Annotated in this window: 15 protein-coding genes and 1 pseudogene; 8 read left to right on the plus strand and 8 right to left on the minus strand. The window is 70.2% G+C overall.

The annotated features are described in order from the left end of the window. The first annotated feature begins 159 nt into the window (after positions 1-159). From H8F25_RS17010 to H8F25_RS17035, 6 genes and pseudogenes are all read left to right on the plus strand, one after another. A pseudogene (locus tag H8F25_RS17010) lies at positions 160-2,688 on the plus strand (glycogen/starch/alpha-glucan phosphorylase). Between the two features lie 191 nt (positions 2,689-2,879). After that, on the plus strand, positions 2,880-5,102 hold the full coding sequence (locus H8F25_RS17015; protein WP_197211425.1) for a PhoX family phosphatase: 2,223 nt from the start codon (positions 2,880-2,882) through the stop codon (positions 5,100-5,102). Between the two features lie 69 nt (positions 5,103-5,171). Beyond that, on the plus strand, positions 5,172-7,088 hold the full coding sequence (locus tag H8F25_RS17020) for an NAD-binding protein (RefSeq protein ID WP_231596939.1): 1,917 nt from the start codon (positions 5,172-5,174) through the stop codon (positions 7,086-7,088). A gap of 56 nt (positions 7,089-7,144) precedes the next feature. Continuing rightward, complete coding sequence (locus H8F25_RS17025) at positions 7,145-7,471, plus strand: DUF2605 family protein (protein ID WP_197211427.1); 327 nt, start codon at positions 7,145-7,147, stop codon at positions 7,469-7,471. Positions 7,472-7,544: 73 nt separating this feature from the next. Beyond that, positions 7,545-8,891 carry a 3-phosphoshikimate 1-carboxyvinyltransferase gene (aroA, locus tag H8F25_RS17030; RefSeq protein WP_197211428.1) on the plus strand — a complete coding sequence of 449 codons (1,347 nt, stop codon included), beginning with the start codon at positions 7,545-7,547 and terminating at the stop codon, positions 8,889-8,891. Continuing rightward, positions 8,884-9,900, plus strand: coding sequence for an MnmC family methyltransferase (locus tag H8F25_RS17035; protein ID WP_231596940.1), 1,017 nt, complete (start codon positions 8,884-8,886; stop codon positions 9,898-9,900). Before aroA ends, H8F25_RS17035 begins: the two co-directional genes overlap by 8 nt. Before the next feature lie 191 nt (positions 9,901-10,091). On the opposite strand, the gene H8F25_RS17040 is transcribed toward H8F25_RS17035, so the two are convergent. After that, positions 10,092-10,688 carry a hypothetical protein gene (locus H8F25_RS17040; RefSeq protein ID WP_197211429.1) on the minus strand — a complete coding sequence of 199 codons (597 nt, stop codon included), beginning with the start codon at positions 10,686-10,688 and terminating at the stop codon, positions 10,092-10,094. Positions 10,689-10,914: 226 nt separating this feature from the next. Here H8F25_RS17040 and glmU point away from each other — a divergent pair, with 226 nt between their 5' ends. Continuing rightward, positions 10,915-12,264 carry a bifunctional UDP-N-acetylglucosamine diphosphorylase/glucosamine-1-phosphate N-acetyltransferase GlmU gene (glmU, locus tag H8F25_RS17045; RefSeq protein WP_197211430.1) on the plus strand — a complete coding sequence of 450 codons (1,350 nt, stop codon included), beginning with the start codon at positions 10,915-10,917 and terminating at the stop codon, positions 12,262-12,264. A gap of 58 nt (positions 12,265-12,322) precedes the next feature. Here glmU and H8F25_RS17050 read toward each other — a convergent pair whose 3' ends face one another. The 7 genes from H8F25_RS17050 to menD form a co-directional block, all read right to left on the minus strand. Next, positions 12,323-12,985, minus strand: a complete 663-nt coding sequence (locus tag H8F25_RS17050; protein WP_197211431.1) for a Coq4 family protein — start codon at positions 12,983-12,985, stop codon at positions 12,323-12,325. Between the two features lie 61 nt (positions 12,986-13,046). Further along, a complete protein-coding gene (gene murF, locus H8F25_RS17055; protein ID WP_197211432.1) occupies positions 13,047-14,528 on the minus strand; it encodes a UDP-N-acetylmuramoyl-tripeptide--D-alanyl-D-alanine ligase in 1,482 nt (493 codons plus the stop codon). After that, on the minus strand, positions 14,528-15,364 hold the full coding sequence (locus tag H8F25_RS17060) for a hypothetical protein (protein WP_197211433.1): 837 nt from the start codon (positions 15,362-15,364) through the stop codon (positions 14,528-14,530). Before H8F25_RS17060 ends, murF begins: the two co-directional genes overlap by 1 nt. After that, positions 15,351-16,904 (minus strand): glycogen synthase GlgA, encoded by a 1,554-nt coding sequence (glgA, locus tag H8F25_RS17065; RefSeq protein WP_197211434.1) that lies wholly within the window; start codon positions 16,902-16,904, stop codon positions 15,351-15,353. The genes H8F25_RS17060 and glgA overlap by 14 nt, the downstream gene beginning before the upstream one ends. A gap of 96 nt (positions 16,905-17,000) precedes the next feature. Next, entirely contained in the window at positions 17,001-17,975 is a 975-nt protein-coding gene (locus H8F25_RS17070; RefSeq protein ID WP_231596941.1) for a L,D-transpeptidase, read from the minus strand. 46 nt (positions 17,976-18,021) lie between these two features. Further along, complete coding sequence (menB, locus tag H8F25_RS17075; protein WP_197211436.1) at positions 18,022-18,891, minus strand: 1,4-dihydroxy-2-naphthoyl-CoA synthase; 870 nt, start codon at positions 18,889-18,891, stop codon at positions 18,022-18,024. Next, positions 18,891-20,936 (minus strand): 2-succinyl-5-enolpyruvyl-6-hydroxy-3-cyclohexene-1-carboxylic-acid synthase, encoded by a 2,046-nt coding sequence (menD, locus tag H8F25_RS17890; RefSeq protein ID WP_231596942.1) that lies wholly within the window; start codon positions 20,934-20,936, stop codon positions 18,891-18,893. The genes menB and menD overlap by 1 nt, the downstream gene beginning before the upstream one ends. 81 nt (positions 20,937-21,017) lie before the next feature. On the opposite strand from menD, the gene lepB reads away from it, so the two are divergent. Then, the gene (gene lepB / locus H8F25_RS17090) at positions 21,018-21,617 is read left to right on the plus strand and encodes a signal peptidase I (RefSeq protein WP_197211437.1); all 600 of its coding nucleotides are present in this window, start codon (positions 21,018-21,020) and stop codon (positions 21,615-21,617) included. The last annotated feature ends 14 nt before the right edge of the window (positions 21,618-21,631 follow it).

The raw sequence follows: 21,631 nt of genomic DNA on the forward strand, positions 1-21,631 counted from the left end.
GACGTCTTGGTCCCGTTCATGCGTTGCTGGGGCCGTGTTCCAGCGTGACGATCGGTCTGATGTGTCGCCGCGAGCCGGAGCGTGTCGCCGGGACTGCGGTGGTGGATATGTTCTTAACCTGGTCATTTGCAGCATGAATTCAGCAGTGCTCGTTTCACCATGACCGTCTCCCTGCAGCCGGGTCAGGACATTCCATCCCCCACCAGCTACGGCGATCAACAGCGCACTGGGCTGAGCGTTGCCGATCTGCGCGACGGGGTCACGGAGCATTTGTTCTTCACACTTGGCCGCAGTGCCAGCTCCGCCACCACGCATGATCTCTACATGGCCTCAGCCATGCAGTGCGCGATCGGCTGATGAGCCGACATCTGGCCAGCAAGGAGACCCTGCGCCAGCAGCGCTTCAAGGCCGTCGCCTACCTCTCGGCTGAATTCCTGATCGGCCCCCAGCTGGGGAACAACCTGCTGATGCTGGGCATTCGCGAGGAGGCCGAACAGGCGATGCGCAGTTTCAATCTGCCTGGTCTCGATCCGCTGCTGGCGATCGAGGAGGAGCCGGGGCTCGGCAACGGTGGCCTGGGGCGTCTGGCCGCCTGTTATGTCGAGTCGCTGGCCAGTCTGGAAATCCCGGCGACGGGCTACGGAATTCGCTACGAGTTCGGCATCTTCGATCAGATCATCCACGATGGCTGCAGGTGGAGATCAGTGATCAATGGCTGCAGGGCGGCTGGCCCTGGGAGCTGGTGCTCCCCGACAAGCAATGCCGTGTTGGCTTCGGTGGCCATTGTGAGCCCTGGCGTGATCCCCAGGGCCGCGAGCATGTGCGCTGGATTCCGGCCGAGCAGGTGCTCGGAATTCCCCATGATGTTCCCATCGCGGGCTACAGGGTCAACTCCTGCGCGCGGCTGCGGCTCTGGCGTGCCGTGCCGATCGATAACTTCGATCTTCATGCCTTCAACAGCGGCGATTTCCAAGCCGCCGAGCAGCAGAAGGTGCAGTCCGAGTCTCTCTCCAAGATTCTCTATCCCAACGACGGCAGTGAGGCGGGGCGACGCCTGCGTTTGATGCAGCAGGCGTTCTTCGTCAGCTGTTCCCTCAAGACATGCTGCGCAACCTGATCAAGCGGTGCATTCCTCTGCAGGCGTTTTCCGAGCATTGGGCTATCCAACTGAACGACACCCATCCCGCCATCGCGGTGGCCGAGCTGATGCGGCTGCTCATCGATGAGCATCGCTTCGGATGGGAGGAGGCCTGGGCGATCACCGGCCTGGCCGTGGCCTACACGAACCACACCCTGCTTCCGGAGGCGCTGGAGTGCTGGGATCTGGGGCTGTTCGCGTCGTTGCTGCCGCGTCATCTGGAGATCATCTATGAGATCAATCATCGCTTTCTGCAGGCCATCCGCCGCCTCAATCCCGGTGATCAGGATCGGCTGCGCAAGCTCTCGATCATTAATGAGGATGGGGTGCGATCGGTGCGCATGGCCAACCTTGCCGTGGTTGCCTCTCATCATGTGAATGGTGTGGCCGATCTCCACAGCCAGCTGGTGCGCACCAGTCTGATGCCGGAGTTCGCGGCGCTCTGGCCGCAGAAGTTCACCAACGTCACCAACGGTGTCACGCCGCGTCGCTGGATGGCCCTGGCCACCCCATCGCTCGATGCTCTGCTGCAGGAGGCGATCGGCCCCGAGTGGTGCGTGCAGCCGGATCAGTGGCAGCGCCTGGAGGATCGTGCAGCAGATCCCGCCTTTCTGGAGCGCTGGGCCCTCAGCCGGCTGCAGGCCAAAAAGCACCTTGCCGCGCACATCGCCACCATCTTTCATCTGTCGGTCGATCCAGAAAGCCTGTTCGACATCCAGGTCAAGCGGATCCATGAATACAAGCGTCAACATCTCAATGCCCTGCAGCTGATCGCCCGTTATCTGCGCATCAGGCAGGGTGAAACCGCCGACATGGCTCCGCGCACGGTGATCTTCGGTGGCAAGGCTGCGCCTGGCTACTTGATGGCCAAGCTGATCATCCGCCTGATCCATGGCCTGGCTGAGGTGATCAATAACGACCCGGCCTGCGAGGGGTTGCTCAAGGTGGTGTTTCTACCCGATTACAACGTTAAGTTGAGTGAGAAGGTCTATCCGGCTGCTGATCTTTCCGAGCAGATTTCGACGGCGGGTCTGGAGGCCTCCGGTACTGGGAACATGAAGCTGGCGATGAACGGCGCACTCACGATCGGGACGCTGGATGGAGCCAACATCGAAATCCGTGATCGGGTGGGTCCGGATCAGTTCTTTCTGTTCGGCCATGACGTCGGCCAGATCCAGGAGCTGATGCCCCACTACCGCCCGTGGCAGTGGCTGGAGGGGATCCCGCTGGCCAGCGAGGCCCTGTCGCGGCTGGAGGCCGGGGAGTTCAGCCGCGGAGATCGCGACCTTTTTCGCCCGCTGCTCCACAGTCTCAGGTCTGCGGATCCCTATGCGGTGATCGCAGACTTTGATGCCTATCGGCAGGCGCAGACGACGGTGGATCAGGCATGGAACCGGCCGGCCGACTGGCTGCGGATGAGCGTCCTGACCACGGCGCGCTGCGGCTTCTTCTCCTCGGATCGCGCGATTGCGGACTACGCCGCCAGGATCTGGAACGTCCGTTCGGTGCCCGTGCAGATCACCTGCGACCTGACAGACCGCCAGGCATGACACCGATCCCGCGTGCCGCCTGGGTGTCGCCACTGACAGCAGCAGGTCGCGCAGATTGCTGCAACGGATCCCCGCCTGCAGAACGCTGACCGTCTTAGGGGTGCACCCCGTTGCGATGACACATCCTTCAGGGTCTCTCGCCGCGTTCCTGAGCCGGTCTGGGATGCATTTGTCTGACCGTCCTTATGTCGATGGCTGAGCACCGGCCCGGTATCCATCGCCGCACCCTGTTGCTGCAGCTTCTGGGCCTCGGCGCGGCGACCCTCTCCTCCCGGGTGCTGGCAGATCCCCAGGCCCAGCCGGCATCCCCCACGCGAGCCCGGGGTGCTGCGGGCCTGGATGCCCTGCCTTTTGAACCTCTGCGAGGACCCATCCCCCTGCCCAGTGATGGGATGAGCGCCGCCGAGCAGCGGCGCACCTATGCCCGCGTCACCCTCCAGGACGCCGTCCTGGTGCCGGAGGGTTTTCGCAGCGACCTGGTGCTGCAGTGGGGCGATCGGCTGGGTGAGGGCCATTTCGGCTTCAACAACGATTACATCGCCCTCACCCCCCTCGATGGCGAGCGGGCGCTGCTGACGGTCAACTTCGAGTACATCAGCACCCGGCCCTGGTGCGCGGGGTACGCCACGGTCATGGGACGCCAGCTGCCCTTCGCGGCGCTGCAGAAGCTTCTGGCCAGCCGGGGCGGCCGTGTGGATGCACTGGCTCTGGCGGCCGACGATCCACTGCACGCGCCACTACTTGCGGTGGCGACGGCGGCGATGGAGGACCTGGGTGTCGGTGTCGCCGAACTCGCGCTCCTGCCGGACGGAGCCTGGCGCCACGAGGGCGGCCGCTTCGACCGGCGCCTCACCGGTCTGAGCGGCTGGCACCGGCCGGCGGAACGGCTCCGCACCACGGGGCCTGCCACCGCGGTGTTCCGCCGTCGCCACCGCCTCGGTTACGACGACGGTCTCGGCGAGCAGGTGATCGGCACCTTCGCCAACTGCGCCGGTGGCCAGACCCCCTGGGGCACGGTGCTCTCGGCTGAGGAGAACATCCAGAGCCATGTGGTGGAGCCGGTGTATGCCGATGGCAGCTCACCCTCGCCGTCCCTGCGCCCGTTCCGCTTCGATGGCGAGCGGCTCGAGGGGCTCGGCAATCCCTTTGGCCTGGCCGGCAACAAATACGGCTGGATGGTGGAACTCGACCCCCGCAGGCCGGAGCGGCCGGCGCTGAAGCACACGGCCCTCGGCCGCTTCCGCCATGAGGCGGTGGCCGTGCGGGCCAACGCCGGTGAACCGCTGGTGGTGTATTCCGGCTGTGATCGCCATGGCGGCCACCTCTACCGATACGTCAGCGAGGAGCCGGTGCGTGATCCGCTCGATCCGGCCAACTCGCGCCACCTCGAGCGGGGCCGGCTCGAGGTGGCCCGCTTCTCCCCCGATGGCAGCGGCATCTGGATTCCCCTGCTGCCGCAGACGGTGGTCGACCCCCTGTCGCCGGCGCACTTCGAAGCCTATGAGCTGCCGGCGTTGCTGCCGCTGCCCCACAGCGACCGCAGCCTCGCCGGCGCGGAGCTGTTGCGCGGCGAGGACGCGTGGCGGGCCTACCGACAGCGGTTCCGCACCCTCGCCGACCTCTACCCCGGCACCGGTGACGAGCAGCTCGGCGCGATCCTGATCGACGCCCACCTCGCCGCCAACGCCGCCGGGGCGACGCCGACGGCACGCCCGGAGGACACCGAGCTGGATCCGCGCACCGGGGATCTGCTGATCACCTTCACCGCCGCTGGATCCGATGGGGAGGGACAGGCCGATCCGGCGATCTTCCGCGGCCCTGGGGGCCAGAGTCGCTGGCCCTATGGCTGGCTGATGCGGTTGCAGGACGATCCCGCCCGGATGGACCGCGGCGGTGGCGGGTTCCGCTGGCGTCTGGTGGCCACCGGCGGTACCCCCTGGGAGGGGGGCATGGGCTTCGCCAACCCCGACAACCTGGCGGTCGACCGCGGCGGCAACGTCTGGATGGTGACCGACCGCGCCGCCGTCAACGGCAGTTCCGATGTGTTCGGCAACAACAGCTGCTGGGTGTTTCCGGCCACGGGGACGGCCGCCGGCGATGCGCTGCTGTTCGCCACCGGCCCGATGGAGTGTGAGCTCACGGGCCCCTGCTTTGATTCGCGCGAGTCCACCCTCTTCCTCGCGGTCCAGCATCCCGGGGAGGACAACGCCGTGCACCAGGTCGGCCAGGAGGAGTTGCAGAGCTACCGCCTCCAGGACCGGGACGGTGGCGGTTTCGAGCAGCTCCGGCGGCTGCCTCTGGGGTCGAACTGGCCCTCCACGGAACCGGGACGGATCCCGAGGCCTGGGGTGGTGGCGATCCGCCGCCAGGATGGGGGCCCCCTGCTGGCTTCCACCAGGGGGCGCAAGGGTTGAGCGTGTGGATGTCGTCTGGTTGAAGCGGGCTCGGTGCCCCGTCGCCGGGGCACCACTGGGCCGTTCCGGATGAGCGCAGGGATGGGGCAGGAGGAAGCGCCGGTTCTGGTCTGCGGGTTGGGGCTCTTCGGGCAGGTAGTGCTCGCACGCCTGCGGCCCTTCGGGGTGCCGCTGCGGTTGCTCGATCGCTGCGTGCCGGACTGGGGCAGCCCCGGACTGGAGGCGGCATTGAGTCAGTGCCTGACGCTGGGCGACATGCGCAAGTCCCATGTCCTGCGTCAGGCGCAGGCCGAGCGGGCGCGCGCCGTGTTGCTGCTCAGTTCGGACAGTGGCGTCAACATCGAAGCGGCGCTGCAGGTGCGCCTGCTCAATCCGGATGCGGAGATCGTGATTCGCTCAAGCAGTGATCTCGACCGATTGGGATCTCTGCTCGAGCAGCGGTTGCCGGGCCTGGCGGTGGTGAATCCGCTGCAGCTGAGTGCTGGTGCCCTTGTGCAGGCGCTGCGCCCCGGCCCACAGCTGGCCCGCTTCGAGGCCAACGGCGAGGCCTTCGAGGTGCGCGACATTCCCCTGGAAGACCATCGCTTTCAGCGCCCCGTGCGGCTGGAGGAGGGCGGGCCATCTCTTGTGGTGATGCCGCGCACGTTCTATTCCCCACGGCCGGATCGCCCCCCCAGCCGGCGCCATGCCACCGTCTCCGCCTTGGTCAGCCTCCTGCGCAGGCAGCGGGCCCATGGGCGTCGCCTGTGGCTGTGGTTCCGGTCCCGCAGCCGTCTTCAGATGGCGCTGCTGATGACGGTGCCGGCGATGGCGGTGATCGGTATTCCCCTGTTCGCCGCCCGTGGCAGCTGGGTGCAGGGACTGTTCGTGATGGCGGCTCTGCTCAAGGGCGACTACATCGATCCCACCAACGTGGTGCTGGGGGCGGGAGGGGGACCGCACGACGATGACGCGGCACTGGTGCTGGGCACCCTGCTTTATTCGCTGGTGGGAACGCTGCTCAGCTCGGCGCTGGTGGCCGTGATCCTCGATCAGTTGCTGTTGCAACGCCTGGGGGTGCGGCGAGGCCGCCGCCTGCCCCGTGCGGCCGAGCCGATCCTGCTGGTGGGCGGCGGTCCCCTGGCCAGCCAGGTCTCGGCGATCCTGCGCCGCGAACGCCATGTGGTGGTGCGCGTGGAGGCAGGCGAAAGCGAGCGCCGTGAGGACGGCGACGCGATCGCCCTGGCCAGCCTCCAGCAGGCGGAAGCCCTTCTGCAGAACGTCCGGGTGCGTGGCGTCGCCCTGCTGTCCGGCCAGCTGCTCACCGATCTGCAGAACACCCTTCAGTTGCAGGCCCTCTGGCCTGAAGCCCGCTTTGCCCTGCTGGCCCATCGCGAGGCGGCGGGGGAGGGATTGGGTGACCTGCTCGGAGGGGCCAGCCTGATCTCGCCCACGGAGCTGGGCGCCGAGGTGGCCGTCGCCACCGCCTTCGGCGAACGGGTGGAAGGGGTGTGGCGGATCCGCGGCCAGAACCTGCTGCAGGTGCGTTACCGGCTGAGCGCCGACGACACCCTGGTCGGTCACACGGTGTCCCGGCTGGATCATGGATACGGCCTGACCGTGCTGTCGCTTTGGCGTCATGGACAGCCCCGACCGCTGGCCATGCCCTCTGCGGGCACGGTCGTCGCGGCGGGGGATCAGCTGGTGGTGCTGGCCGGCCTGGAGGCCCTGCGCCGGGTCGAGCAGGGCCGGATCCGGCCGCCGGCCTGGGAGATCGCGTTCCAGCTCCCCGATTCGCTGGGATCGGATCAGACCCTGACGCTGCGTCAGATCCTGGCCCGGCAGCTGGGGGTGGCGCCGGCCGAGGCTGCAGCTCTGATGGGCGATATGCGCCGCCTGCGTCTGGCGGTGGATCCCGACTGCGGTGCGTTGCTGCAGCGGGATCTGCAGCACCAGGGCATCAGCGCCCAGCTGGAGCCTGTCGCTGACGCCCCCGCCCCCGGTTGAGTCGCCTCGCCCGATGGCAGGCCATCGGATCGGGCCGCCACGCCTAACGTTTTGCCATGGCCGATCCCATCCCACCCGGTGATGCCGCTGCCCTGCTGGAGTCGGTGCTCGGGCCCCTGCTCGACGATTTCTCCAGCTCCTTCGAGCGCGGCCTCAAGCTGCTCGAGGCCTGCCCCGATGCGGTGATGGGCGCCGAGGCCCGTGAGGCGATGCGCCACCGCCTGCTGGAAGCCCGGGCCCAGTTGCGTGCCGCCCGGGCGCTGAGGGCGGCGGCCCCCTCCCCGATGGCGCTGGAGATGGCCACGATCACCCCCTGGCATGAGCTGCTCGTGGAGGTGTGGTCGCTGTCGGCGGCGCTACGGGCGGCGGGGATCAGCGTCTGAGCTGGATACGCAGGTCACCACGGGGCGCCCGGCCAGCGCCTCCATAGGATCCCCCCACCCTTGCCCCTGAGGCGTGAGCAGCCCTGCCACCCTGACGCCGCAGAGCGGCTCCCTGCCGTCCGAGCAGCTCCTGCCGGGGGGTGGTCGACTGAGCGGATCGGTGCGGGTGCCGGGCGACAAGTCGATCTCCCACCGTGCCCTGCTGTTCGGCGCCATCGCCGAGGGCGAGACGCGCATCGAGGGTCTGCTGCCGGCGGAGGATCCGCTGAGCACCGCCGCCTGCCTGCGGGCGATGGGGGTGGAGGTCTCCGAGATCGTGGCCGGCCAGCCGGTGTGGGTGCGCGGCGTTGGCCTCGATGGCTTCCGGGAGCCGGAGAATGTGCTCGACTGCGGCAACTCCGGCACCACGATGCGGCTGATGCTCGGCCTGCTGGCCGGGCGGGCTGGGCGCCATTTCGTGCTCAGCGGTGATGCCTCGCTGCGGCGCCGGCCGATGCGTCGCGTCGGTGGGCCGCTCGGCGAGATGGGCGCCTCGATCCATGGCCGCCAGGGCGGCAATCTGGCGCCGCTGGCGATCGAGGGGCAGAGCCTGCGTGGGGCCACGATCCGTACGCCGGTGGCCTCCGCCCAGGTGAAGAGCGCCCTTCTGCTGGCGGCCCTCACCGCCGGTGGCCCCACCACCGTGATCGAGCCGCACCTGTCGCGCGATCACAGCGAGCGGATGCTGCGCGCCTTCGGCGCCGATCTGCGCGTCGAAGCCCCCGAAGGCACCACGGTGACGGTGCACCCCGGGCCGTCTCTGCGTGGCCAGGAGGTGGTGGTGCCGGGCGACATCAGCTCGGCGGCCTTCTGGCTGGTCGCCGCCGCGATCACTCCCGGCAGCGACCTCACCATTGAGAACGTGGGCCTCAATCCCAGCCGTACCGGCATCCTCGAGGTGCTCGAGGCCATGGGTGCCCGCGTCGAGATCCTCAATCGCCGCGATGTGGCCGGCGAACCGGTGGGTGATCTGCGTGCCCAGCACGGCGCGCTGCGGCCGTTCACGATCGGCGGCGAGCTGATCCCCCGGCTCGTCGATGAGATCCCGATCCTGGCGGTGGCCGCCTGCTGCGCCGAAGGCGTCAGCCGCATCAGCGATGCCGCCGAGCTGCGCGTCAAGGAGACCGACCGGCTGGCGGTGATGGCCCGCCAGCTGGGGGCGATGGGCGCCCGCCTCCAGGAGCACCCCGATGGCCTCACGATCGAAGGCATCACCCCCCTGAAGGCCGCCACGGTGGACAGCGAGACCGATCACCGGGTGGCGATGAGCCTGGCGGTGGCCTCGCTGGTGGCCACAGGCGACACCGTGCTGCACGACCCGGGCGCCGCCGCCGTGTCCTATCCCGGCTTCTGGGACGACCTCAGTCGTCTGCGTGTCTGATGGCACCCTCCCCGCCTCGCCGGGCCAGGGTCTGACGATCCGCCGCGGCGGCGATGGCAGCTTCAGCCTCTGGAGCGAGGCGTTCCGCGAGGGGTTCCACAGCGGCCGCGGCGCCCGGCGCGAGGCCGAGGAAACGTTTCTGATCCCATCCGAACTGGAGCGGTTTCCACCCGGCCGCACGATCCGGGTGCTGGAGGTCTGTGTCGGCACCGGATCGAATCTGGCGGTGCTGCTCGAGGCCTGTGCCTCCCGGGGCCTGCCGCTCGACTGGGTCGGCCTGGAGCTCGCTGCCGAACCGCTGCAGCTGGCTCTGGGAGACCCTGCCTTCCGCGCGTCCTGGCCTCCGGCGACGCTGACGGTGCTCCAGGAGCTGCTGCAGCGGGGCCGTTGGCAGGCCGCCGTCTGCGGTGCCCCTGGCAGCGACAGGCACAGCGATGCATGCGCCGGCGACCAGCCCAGCGGCCCTGATCCTGGTTGCGTCAGCCATGGCCGCATGGTCTGGGGGGATGCCCGTCAGACGCTGCGGCAGCTGCGGGTGGAAGGCTGCGGCCGGTTTGATCTGATCTGGCATGACGCCTTCTCGCCCCAGCGCTGCCCCCAGCTCTGGAGCGTCGAGTTCCTCACGCAGCTGACCGGCCTGCTGGGGCCTGAGGGCCGCTGGCTCAGCTACTGCTCGGCCGCGGCGGTGCGCGAGACCCTGCAGCTGGCCGGGCTGCAGCTGGCGGCTCTGCCCACCCCCGAGCAGCGGAACGACTCCGCCAGGGCCTGGAGCGGTGGCACCGTCGCCAGCCCCGGCCCCTTACCGGCCTGCGCCCTGTGGCGAGCCCTCAGCCCCATGGAGCAGGAGCACCTGGCCAGCGGCGCCGGCGAGCCCTACCGCGACCCGACCGGGACGGGCACGGCGGAGGAGATCCTGGCGAACCGCCGCCTGGCCCAGGCCAAGGCGCTGGCCACCGGAAGCCGTTGCTCCAGCAGCGCCTGGCGGCGGCGCTGGGGGGTGGAGCGGTAGGGCGCCGCCAGTGCCAGTGCCAGTGCCAGTGCCACCGAGGCACGCAGCCCGGAGCGGGTCTCACCGCCCAGGCGAGTGTCGATCGGGCCGACCTCCATCGCCGCATCAGCTGGCCCCCTTGCCTGGTGGATGCTCGCGACCCTCTTCCAGGGGGAGGATGTCACTTGATCTGGCCTCTGCACCGACGACCTTCAGCCATCGCGGGAGGTCTGGGTGCCGCCAGGTGGATTCAGGCGCATCGACTCGATGATCCACCAGCCGAGAAGGCTCTGCCGCAGGCGGACCGTGACCGTGCCGCCTGGTTGCCAATCGGTGAACAGGCGGGTTCTCGTGATGAACACCTCCTGGTCCAGCCCCCGCCAGGAGGTGGTCTCCAGGCGATTGTGCGGCGCTGATCCTTCTCTGCGAATCCAGCGATTGCTGAGGATCCGCGCCTCCACAACCGCACTGCCGCTGTTCTTCGGCAGCTTCGTGGCAGCCACGCCGAATGAACACAGCAGACTGGTGATCCCCAGCAGCGCCGCCAGGGCCCAGGCGAACAGGCCTGCCCCTGCCCAGCCCCTGTCGCGGTCTGATTGTTTCAGTGCCTGCTGGCGCCGCTGCAACGGTTGCAGATAAGGACGCGATACCAGAAGCGTCAGCAGGATCAGGATGGCCAGATCCCACCAGCGATCAGGCTGACCACTCGCCAGGTGGAGCGTCTGATGGGCCAGGGTCCGCTGCAGGGCCACGACCCCGCAGGTCAGCACGATGGCATAGAGAAACCGAGCCCGGTTCCAGCTCGTCATCGCGCCGATTCACAGCCAGCGGGTTGCTGCATTCTGAATTGCGAACCCCATCCAGTCGCGCGGCACCGTCTTTGTCTGAGGCCCGGATCGCAGAGGCCTCGCGACAGCGGCCGGCCGATCCCGACCCTCCCGCAGACGAGCAGCGACCGTCACGTCCCGCGCCGATCCTTGCAGCGGGAACCCTCGCCGGAGCCCGGTAGATTCCCGCCCAGCCGCCGTCGCCTGCATGCTCGCCGTTGCCGTTCTGGCCGCCGGGAAGGGCACCCGCATGAAGAGCGACCTGCCCAAGGTGCTGCAGCCCCTGGCCGGTTCCACCCTGGTGGAACGGGTGCTGCAGAGCTGCGAGCAGCTCAGCCCCGAGCGGCGACTGCTGATCGTCGGCCACCAGGCGGAGCGGGTGGAGCAGTCCCTGGCGGCCCACGGCGGCCTGGAGTTCGTGCTGCAGGCCCCCCAGAACGGCACCGGCCACGCCGTCCAGCAGCTGCTCGAGCCCCTGGCCGGTTTCCAGGGAGATCTGCTGGTCCTCAACGGTGATGTGCCCCTGCTGCGCGAGCAGACGATTCATGACCTGCTGGAGCGCCACCGCCGCAGCGGTGCCGCCGTCACCCTGCTCACCGCCCGCCTTGCCGATCCCACCGGCTATGGCCGGGTCTTCGCCGATGCCGAGGGTCGCGTCAGCGGCATCGTCGAGCACCGCGACTGCAGCGAAGCCCAGCGTCGCAATGACCTGATCAATGCCGGCATCTACTGCTTCTCCTGGCCGGCTCTGGCGCGGGTGCTGCCGGAGCTGCGCAGCGACAATGATCAGGGAGAGCTGTACCTCACCGATACGGTGGCGATGCTGCAGCCGGCCATGCATGTCGAGGTGGCCGATGCGGAGGAGATCAGCGGCATCAACGACCGCATCCAGCTGGCCGAGTGCGAGGCGGTGATTCAGGACCGTCTGCGCCGCCATTGGATGTGCGAGGGTGTCACCTTCGTCGACCCCGCCAGCTGCACCCTCAGCGACGGCACCCGCTTCGGCCGCGACGTCGTGGTGGAGCCCCAGTGCCATTTCCGCGGTGAGACGGTGATCGGCGACGGCTGCCGCATCGGCCCCGGCTGCCTGATCGAGAACAGCACGCTGGCCGAGAACGTCGAGGTGCTTCATTCGGTGCTGCGCGACGTGACGGTGGAGCGGGGCTGCACGGTGGGGCCCTTCGCCCAGCTCCGCGCCGGAGCCCACCTCGGGGCCGAGGTGCGCATCGGCAACTTCGTCGAGGTGAAGAACAGCCGCCTGGCCGCCGGCGTCAAGGCCAATCACCTCACCTATCTGGGCGATGCCGATCTGGGGGCGGGCGTGAATGTCGGAGCGGGCACGATCACGGCGAACTACGACGGCGTGCGCAAGCACCGCACCGTCATCGGTGCCGGCAGCAAGACCGGTGCCAACTGCACGCTGGTGGCCCCGATCACGGTGGGCGAACAGGTGACGATCGGCGCCGGCTCCACCCTCACCAGGGATGTGCCTTCCGGATCCCTGGCCCTGGGCCGCGCTCGTCAGCTGGTGAAGGAGAACTGGCCGGGGCCGCGCTGAGCCCCACTCGACCGGCCGCCGGCAGCCGCCCCGGATCTCCCCGCTGGGTTGATGCCCCTCAGCTGCCCGGATCCAGAGGCAGGTTCAGCTCGCGCCGCCAGTCCTCCACCGTTCGCTCCCAGCCCTCCTCCAGTCGGGCGGCGATCACGAGCTCGGCCTGGAGGCCCAGCTGGAATCCGCGGGCCAGGGCGCTGAGCAGCGGTTCGAGCGGCTCGTCGTCCTGCAGCGCCTTGAGCATGCCGCCGAAGATCAGCATCACCGCCAGGGGAGAGCGGTTCTGGGCCAGGTTGAAGGCCTGCAGGCCCAGTTCACCGGGGCCGTCGATCCCGAACCCGGTGAGCACATGCACGATGTCGTGGGTTTCGCGCAGGCGATGGGTGATGAAGTCAGCCGGGCCCTTGATCGGCCGCGGATCGATCAGGCTCTCGGGCGTGATCCCCAGGCTGCGCAGCTGGTTGGCGTAGGTGTGGCCGAGAGTGCCGGGCGGCATCTGGGCCAGGGCCTCCAGATCGATCGGGGCGGGCCGCCAGTGTTCGGCCACCAGCGCTGCCATGGCGGGATGTTCGAGCAGATGCCGCTGCATCTGGGTGGAGAGGGGGCTGTCCTTGAGGCTTCCCGCTACCGCGAAGACGCTCTCCAGCGAATCGGGGTTCTGCAGGAAGCGCGACAGGCCGGCCACCAGCCGCAGGGACTGCAGCTTCTGCTGAAGGTTGATCCGCATCGGGCTATCCGCGACCGGAACCAGCCTGGCGGCGGCAGCCGCTCGGTGGCAACGCCGGCGCTCAGCCCAGCCGCTGCTCCAGCAGAGGCAGCAGCTGCTCGAGAGCCACCCCACGGCTGGCCTTGAGCAGCAGGCTGTCGCCGGCGCTCAGCCAGTCGGCCAGCGGTGCGACGGCCTCCTGGGGTGTGGCCACCCGCGCCAGCCGGGAGAGAGGGCCCGCCCCCTGCTGCATCGCCTCCCCTTCGGCGCCGGCATCGACGATCACCAGGCCATCAAGGCGCCCGGCGGCCGCATGGGCCGCGGCCCGCTCGCCGACGCGCCGGTGCAGCTCCAGGCTCTGCTCACCCAGCTCCAGCATGGTGCCCAGCACCGCATAGCGATGGGCGCCGCCGCCACCGGCGAGCAGATCGAGGGCGGCGAGCATCGCCTCCGGCGACGCGTTGTAGGTCTCATCGAGCACCTGCACGCCGGCCAGCTTCAGGCGGCGGCTGCGGCCGCCCGGCAGCGCCACCTGCAGATCCGTGAGGGCCTCCTCCGCCACGCCCAGCTCGCGCGCCACCGCCAGGGCCAGCAGCAGGTTGCGGGCGTTGTGGCGACCCGCCAGGGGCATCCGCACCGGCGGCCAGCCGGGCAGCGCCAGCCCCTCCGGGGTAGGGCTGCTTCCGCGCGGCGGTTCGCTGCCCGGGGCAGGAGCAATGCCGCCGGTCAGCGCACCGCTCCACTCGGCCACCCAGTCCGCCGGCGGCAGATCCGAGGGAAAGCCGGTCAGCTCATCGGCCAGGGCCACCCGCAGCACCCGGCCGCTCCAGCCTGTGGCCAGGGCCGCCTCCAGCAGCGGGTCGCCGGCCGGGATCACCACCAGGCCGTCCGGCCTGAGGGCCGCGGTGATCTCGCACTTGGCGGTGGCGATCGCCTCGCGGCTGCCCAGCCGGCCGATGTGGGCGGTGCCGATGTTGGTGATCACCGCCACATCCGGCTCGGCACACAGGCTCAGTCGTTCGATCTCGCCCAGCCCGCGCATGCCCATCTCCACCACCAGGGCGGCGGTGGCCTCATCGGCCTTCAGCACCGTCAGCGGCGCACCGATGTCGTTGTTCTCATTGCCGCTGCTGGCCACCACCGGCCCCAGGGGCGCCAGGGCGGCGCGGATCAGCTCGCGGCTGGTGGTCTTGCCCGCCGAGCCCGTCACCGCCACCACCGGCAGGGCCAGGCGGCGGCGCCATTGGCGGGCCACCTCCTGATAGGCCTGCAGGCTGTCCCCCACCAGCCACAGCGGGCAGCCGCAGCGCTCCGCCAGGGGGATCAGCGCGGCGCCATCGACCCGGTCCCGCTGGGCAACGGCGGCCGCGGCCCGCTCCAGCACCGAGGGCAGGAACTGATGGGCATCGAAGCGCTCCCCCACCAGCGGTACGAACAGGCTGCCCGCCAGCTCGGCGCGGCTGTCGGTGCGCACCGCTCCGATCGTCAGGTCGACGCACCCGCCAGCGGTTCCGGCCACGGGATCGCCCCACAGCTCCTGCAGGTGCTCGAAACGCAGGACCATCAGGCGTCGGGGACGGGCGCGAGCAGGATCATGCCCGATCCCACCAGAGCGCCACGCCCGCGCAGGCGGCCCTGACGATCGCGCAGTTCCAGCCGCTCATAGCCTTCGTCACGGGCCCGTTGCTGCATGCGCTGCGCCCAGGCCAGCAGCTCGGCCTGCGGCAGGGCCTCAGCCGCCTCCGAGAGGGTGAGGCTGAGCCGGGAGCCGGTGGGATCGGGCCGGGCCGCCAGCAGCAGGTCGGCGTCTTCTCCCTGGCTGAGCAGCTCGAGCAGCGGATCCAGCCGCAGCCCGGGAGCGGTGCCGGCGGCTTCCTCTGGTGCCTTGACGTCGGTGTCGCGCGCAGATGCGCCTGCCTTCTCCCGTCCAGCGGCGGTCGGCTTCCGCCCGGCACCGGGGCCCTCTGGGGCCAGGACAGGGACGGCGGCCGGAGGCTCCAGCGGCCTGCCCGGCTCTGCCGGCGGCGGCGCGGTGGCGTCAGCCCCGGCCGGGGTCTGGCCCCGGGGGGACGGGCGGCGTTCGGCAGACAAGGCGACGCCTGCCGGCGGGGACGCCTGGTCTGACTGCAGCGGGCGCAGCACAACGAGCAGGCGACTGCCCAGGCCGAGCACGAGGGCCAGGGCCAGGGCCAGCAGCAGAGGCCAGAACAGGGGCGCCAGATCCCGGGGCCAGAAGCCCGGAACCGACAGCTCCCCCTCGCGGTTGCGTCGCCACAGGCGCTGCAGTCCAAGTCGCTGGTCGGCCAGCACGGCCCTCAGCGCCTCCGCCAGAGTGCTCCAGGGGTTGCGGTAGGGCGCCGGCAGCTGGGAGCCGGGCCTTGGCGGCTCACCCCTCGCCACGCCGCAGCAGCTGGGCCAGGGGGTTGCGCGGGCGCGGCACCGGGCCTGGGCGCCCCGGAGCTTCCTCGGGGGCGGGAGTCCCCTCCGCCGCCTGGCGCTGGAGGCTGGGGTCGGCCCCCTGGCCCTGGGAGAAGCGCTCCACCTCATCGGCATCCGGGCCGGCCACCTTGACGCCACACACCTCGCGGTACATCACGTCGTAGTCGTGGGCGGAGCGCTCCCAGCTGTAGTCCTTGGTCATGGCCCGCACCTGCAGCTCGCGCCAGCTGTCGCTGTGGCGATAGGCCTCCCAGGAGCGCACGATCGAGGTATAGAAATCCACCGGCTCGTAGCGGTCGAAGCAGAAACCGGTGCCGCTGTGCGCCCGTGGGTCATGGGGGGGCACGGTGTCCACCAGGCCGCCCACCTTGCGTACCACCGGAATCGAGCCATAGCGCATCGCCAGCAGCTGGCTGATGCCGCAGGGTTCGAAGCGGCTGGGCATCAGGAAGGCGTCGCTGCCGGCATAGATCAGCCGCGACAGGGCGTCGTCGTAGGTGAGGAACACCGCGAATCGCCCCGGATGGCGGGCCGCCATCTGCCAGAGGCCCGATTCATAGCCGCGGTCGCCGGTGCCGAGCACGACGATCTGGCTGTCGGTGTAGGCGAGCACCCGGTCGGCAACCTGCAGCAGCAGATCCACACCCTTCTGATCCACCAGTCGGCTGACCATGCCCATCAGGTAGGTGTCGGGATTCACCTGCAGGCCCATGCGCTCCTGCAGGGCGCGTTTGTTCACCGCCCGGCCGCTCAGATCGGTGGCGCTGAAGGTGGCCGGCAGCGCGGTGTCTGTGGCGGGGTTCCAGTCTGCGACGTCGATGCCGTTGAGGATGCCGCGCAGCTTGCCGCTGATGTAGTTGAGCAGGCCCTCCAGCCGCTCGCCGTATTCAGCCGTGCGGATCTCGGCCGCGTAGGTGGGGGACACGGCATTGACCCGATCGGCATAGAGCAGGGCCGCCGCCATCGTGTGGTCACCCTGCATGTACCAGGGGCACCAGGTCATGCGCTCGAGTTTCCAGCGCCAGGGCCCCTGATACTTGAGGTTGTGGATCGTGAAGACGGTGCTGATCTCGGGGTCCTGATGCATCCAGACCGGGATCATGCCGGTGTGCCAGTCATGGCAGTGAAGCACCTGCGGTTTCCAGACATTCCAGGCGAATTCGGCGGCAGCGCTGGCGAAGAAGGTGAAGCGCCAGTCCTCATCCTCACCGCCGTAGATGCGCTCCGGATCGAACACCGGATGGCCCACCAGATAGATCGGCAGGTTGTTGGTGGGATGGCGGGTCTCGAAGATGGCGAAGTCCGTGCCCATCGTGTGGCCGCGCCAGATCGGTTCGGCCGGAATCGTGAGGCGGCTCCAGAGTTTGCCGTAGCCCGGCATGATGATGCGCACGTCGTGGCCAAGTTCGGCCAGGGCCGGTGGCAACGAGCCCACCACATCCCCCATGCCGCCCACCTTGATCATCGGGGCACATTCGGCGGCGGCGAACAGGATGCGCATCGGCGTGCGGCGCCTGAGACGCCGCGGTCGGGTGCGGCGACTCTACGGGTGTCCCAGGGATCTCCCCTGCCGGGTCGGTCGCATGCGGTGTCGCATTCAGGGCAGCACTGTCACGGGCGTGCCGACGCGCACCAGAGTGAAGAGATCGCGCACATGCTCGTCATAGAGACGCACGCAGCCGTGCGAGGCCGCCTGGCCGATGCTGGCGCGGTTGGGGGTGCCGTGGAAGCCCGCCACCACACAGCCCTGCACCACCAGATGTTCCTTGCCGTTGAAGCCGCTGCGCCCCTGGCAGTCGCGGTGGAAGCCGATCCAGCGGCTGCCGAGGGGATTGTCGGGGCCCGGCTGGATGCGATGGCCGCTGACGGGATGCTCCCAGACGGGGTCGGTCCGCATCTCCATCACGGCGAAGCGCCCCACCGGTGTCTCCCAGCCCGGCATGCCCACCGCCACCGGGAAGCGGCGCAGCGGCATGCCCTTGTCGATCACCACGAGCTCCCGCCGGCGGCGGTCCAGCACCAGTTCGCGCTGGAGAGCCTCGCGGTCCGCACTGTCGGCAGGGTCTGCGGTGGAGGGATCCGGGGCCGGTGTGGTCTGGGGCCTGGCGTCCGGCGCGGCCTGGAGCGACCGGGGATCGCTGCCGACTCCCTGTCCCTGGGGCACCAGCACGCCGGGTTCCGGATTGGGGGGCGAGGCCTTCGCCGACGGGCCTGACCTGGCGCCGGTCGCCGCTGTCGCGCCGGTGGAGGTCTGCCCGGCCGGTGGCAGCCCCTCGCCGCTGCCGGGTTGGCGGGGATCGACGGCCTTCGGCGCCGGCGTCGGGAGCGCCCCTGGCCGTTGGACCGTCACGCTGGCGGGCGGTGCCGGATGGTCACCCTCCGGGTCGATCTGGATCACCCCGCCCAGCAAGGCCGCGGCACCGGGACGCCGCGGAGCGGCATCGGCCGCCGTCGAGAGCAGAAGACTGCCGAGCAGGGCACCACAGACGCGAAGCGCGCCGTCCCCTGCTCCCGGCTTCCTGGATCCGCAGCACCGTTCCGCAGGCGTGTCGAGGCGGAGCGGCGGGGCCACGGGGCGGGCGGGGGCACGGGCGGAACGCCCCAGAGAATAGGAATCCTCAGGGAAGCCAGGGGGCATCGGAGAAGTCCGGTTCCCGCTTCTCGAGAAAGGCGTTGCGGCCTTCCTGTCCCTCGGATGTCCGATAGAAGAGGTGGGTGGCCTGGCCGGCCAGTTCCTGGATTCCCGCCAGACCGTCGGTCTCGGCGTTGAAGGCGGCCTTGAGGCAGCGGATCGCCGTGGGGCTGTGGCGCAGCACCTGCCGCGCCCAGGCGATGCCCTCGTTCTCCAGCTGCGCCAGGGGCACCACCGCGTTCACCAGGCCCATGCCCAGCGCCTCCTCGGCGTTGTAGCGGCGGCACAGGAACCAGATCTCGCGCGCCTTGCGCTGGCCCACGACCCGGGCCAGATAGCCGGCGCCGAAGCCGCCGTCGAAGCTGCCCACCCGCGGGCCGGTCTGGCCGAAGACGGCATTCTCCGCCGCCAGGCTCAGGTCGCAGAGCAGATGCAGCACCTGGCCGCCGCCGATCGCGTAGCCGGCCACCAGGGCGATCACCACCTTGGGCAGGCTGCGGATCAGCCGCTGCAGATCGAGCACGTTCAGCCGCGGCAGGCCGTCCTCATCGACGTAGCCGCCGTCGCCGCGCACGCTCTGGTCGCCGCCGCTGCAGAAGGCCCAGACGCCGTCGGCCGCCGGCCCGTCGCCGGTGAACAGCACCACGCCGATGCGGGTGTCGTCGCGCACGCGGGCAAAGGCATCGCAGAGCTCGCGCACGGTGCGCGGCCGGAAGGCGTTGCGCTTCTCGGGGCGGTGGATGCTGATGCGGGCGATGCCCTCGTCACTGCACTGCAGCCGGATGTCCTGGTAGTCGCCGACGCTCTGCCAGTGCACCGGAGCTGCTGTGTCGGTGGTGGGGGAGGGAGGCGTCATCACCGCTCGGAGTCCGGGCCCGCCATTCTCCCGGCCGATGCGGCTGCTGCTGTGCCGGCGGCCTGTCTCAGCTGCTGGCGCAGGGCGGCGTCGTGCCGGCGATGGGTGCGCAGCTCCAGCACGGCGAACGGCTGTTCCAGGGCCCAGGCCAGATCGCCAGGCAGGTCGGCCCGCTGCTGCAGACGCCGCCCGGGCACGCCGTGCAGGGCGGCCAGGGCCAGCTGGTCGATGCCCTGGGGCATGGCGAACAGCCGCTCGAAGTCCAGCCGCCCGGGGGGGTGGGTGCGGATCGGCAGCTGCTCGAAGATGCCGCCACCGCCGTTCTCGATCAGCACCACCGTCAGCTGTCCCCGCAGCTGGTGTGCCCACAGCCAGCCGTTGGAATCGTGCAGCAGGGCCAGATCGCCGCTGACCAGCACCAGCCGGCCGCAGGCCTCGGCCAGGCCGCAGGCGATCGAGAGGGTGCCATCGATGCCGGAGGCGCCGCGGAAGCCGTGGATCGGCCGCCAGGGGGCATCGGCGGCGGCGAAGCTCTCCCAGTCGCGCACGGGGCTGCTGCTGGCGAGCATCACCGGCAGGCCTGGCGGCAGCAGGCGGCTGAGGGCGCGGGCCAGCCAGGGTTCGCTCAGAGGCTGTTGGGGGACAGGGCCCTCTCCCCTTGCGGAGCAACCCTCGGCAGGGTGGCTGGAGCCGTCTTCGGCTCCTCCGGGCTGGTTGCCCCCAGCCTGTCGATGCAGGCCGGCCTCGCCGTCTTCAATGGGCGGCCCCCCGCCAGCGCAGGCCTGAGCCATCGGCGAAGCCTCCCTGCGGTCCATGAGCTGCCGCTCGAGCTGCCGCTGCGCCACTGCCTCCAGCTGCTGCCAGTGCTGGGCCAGGGTCCGTGAAGCGGCCGGGGCCGCGGTCATGTCTCGAGAGGATGGAGAGGGACCCAGCACCCCTGCCACCCAGCGCGCCAGGCCGGCGCTCCAGTGATTCTCCGGCGTCACCACACCGAGCGGATCGAGGCGGCGTGGATCCCCCTGGCTGATCAGCACCTGGCGGCCGCCGCAGGCTTCGAGCCAGCGCTGCAGGCGTCGGCTGGCCGGCAGGGTGCCCAGCCGCAGCACCTGATTCGCCGCCGGCACGGCCTCGGGGCCGTCGAGCAGAAGGTCGTAGGCGCCCACCAGCTCCAGATCCGTCAGGCCCCGCAGCCCGGAGAGGGCATCGGCCAGCACAGGCCAGCCGCTGTGCCGTTGCCAGCGCCGCAGGGCCTCGATATGGCTGTCCCACTCCTGGGGCGCTCCGCGCCAGGGGCCCGCCACCACCACCCCGGGCCGGTCGGGATCGAGTCGCGGCAGCGGGGCCCTGTCCGCAGCCGTGGCCGCAGCGGCGCCCCCATCGGACGGGGCTCCGGGGATTCTGGTCAGGTGCCCCAGGGCGGCTTCCAGGGCTGCCACATCGGCGCCATCGACATGCAGCGGCTCCTCGAACGGCAGGTTGAGGTGCACCGGCCCGGCGGGTGCTGTGCGCCCCTGGCCGCAGGCAGCCTCCATCGCGGCGGCGGCCAGCCCCTCCAGCTCCGCCGGTGTCATCGTCGCCAGTCCCGAAGGCGCTCCCTCGAGGAGCAGTCGGCAACAGGCCAGCAGAAACGTCTCCTGGGGCACCGCCTGGTTGGCGCCGCAGTTCTTGAGCCGCCGGGGCCGGTCGGCGCTCAGCAGCAGCAGCGGGATCGTGCCCAGATCGGCCTCCACGGCGGCCGCCAGCAGCTGGGCCACCGCTGTCCCGGAGGTGGTGACCACCGCCGCTGGCTGGCCCAGGGCCCGGCCCAGGCCGAGCGCGAAGAAGGCGGCCGAGCGCTCATCGATCGCCGTGTGCAGTCGCAGGCCCTGCCGTTCCAGCAGGGCCGCCGCCACCGCCAGCGGCGCCGAGCGGCTGCCGGGGCAGAGCACCAGATGCCGCAGGCCGCGCCGTTGCAGGGAGCTCAGCAGGGCGAGGGCCGCCAGGCCGTTGGCGCGGGCACCGCCTGCGGGATCCGGAGGAAGGCGATCCGGACCGGCGGACCCCATGGCGCTGACTCCCTGTACAGGATGGAGCGATCATCCCAAGCCGGGGCGGCTACGCCGTCCCGTCCATCCAGCCGCCCGCCCATGTCCAGCCGTTCCTCCTCCGAGCCGGTCGCCGGTGACTGGCGCAGCCGCTGGCGGCGCCAGATCACGGCGCTGCTGCCCTGGCTGGTGCTGGCCCTGGTGCTGCGCTGGGGCGTGCTCGAGCCCCGCTGGATTCCCTCCGGCTCGATGCTGCCCACCCTGCAGCTCCAGGACCGGATCCTGGTGGAGAAGGTCAGGCCGCGCCTGGGGCAGGAGCTGCCGGCGGGCACGATCGTTGTGTTCCATCCCCCTGCGGCGTTGGTGGCCGCCGGGTACGACCCCAGGGCGGCTCTGATCAAGCGGGTGGTGGCCCGTCCCGGCGATCGGGTGGAGGTGCGCGACGGGAGGCTGTGGCGCAACGGCGCACCGCTCGAACCGGACTGGACTGCCGAAGCGATCGACTACAACCTGGCGCCGTTCACCGTGCCGGACGACCACTTGCTGGTGCTGGGCGACAACCGCAATGCCAGTCTCGATTCCCATATCTGGGGTCCCCTGCCCCGCTCCGAGGTGATCGGCACCGCGATCTGGCGTTACTGGCCGCTGCAGCGCTTCGGGCCGATACGGATCCCCGCCGTTGGTGCCGCTGGGTCCGTCTGAGCAGCTGCGTTATG

It is taken from the genome of Synechococcus sp. CBW1004, assembly GCF_015840715.1.
Lineage (GTDB): Bacteria > Cyanobacteriota > Cyanobacteriia > PCC-6307 > Cyanobiaceae > Cyanobium.

Coding starts and splice junctions, on each gene's coding strand:
- H8F25_RS17020 (WP_231596939.1), top strand. CDS start 5,172: ATGAGCGCAGGGATGGGGCAGGAGGAAGCGCCGGTTCTGGTCTGCGGG.
- H8F25_RS17040 (WP_197211429.1), bottom strand. CDS start 10,688: ATGACGAGCTGGAACCGGGCTCGGTTTCTCTATGCCATCGTGCTGACC.
- H8F25_RS17025 (WP_197211427.1), top strand. CDS start 7,145: ATGGCCGATCCCATCCCACCCGGTGATGCCGCTGCCCTGCTGGAGTCG.
- glmU (WP_197211430.1), top strand. CDS start 10,915: ATGCTCGCCGTTGCCGTTCTGGCCGCCGGGAAGGGCACCCGCATGAAG.
- lepB (WP_197211437.1), top strand. CDS start 21,018: ATGTCCAGCCGTTCCTCCTCCGAGCCGGTCGCCGGTGACTGGCGCAGC.
- glgA (WP_197211434.1), bottom strand. CDS start 16,904: ATGCGCATCCTGTTCGCCGCCGCCGAATGTGCCCCGATGATCAAGGTG.
- H8F25_RS17050 (WP_197211431.1), bottom strand. CDS start 12,985: ATGCGGATCAACCTTCAGCAGAAGCTGCAGTCCCTGCGGCTGGTGGCC.
- menB (WP_197211436.1), bottom strand. CDS start 18,891: ATGACGCCTCCCTCCCCCACCACCGACACAGCAGCTCCGGTGCACTGG.
- H8F25_RS17015 (WP_197211425.1), top strand. CDS start 2,880: ATGGCTGAGCACCGGCCCGGTATCCATCGCCGCACCCTGTTGCTGCAG.
- murF (WP_197211432.1), bottom strand. CDS start 14,528: ATGGTCCTGCGTTTCGAGCACCTGCAGGAGCTGTGGGGCGATCCCGTG.
- menD (WP_231596942.1), bottom strand. CDS start 20,936: ATGGGGTCCGCCGGTCCGGATCGCCTTCCTCCGGATCCCGCAGGCGGT.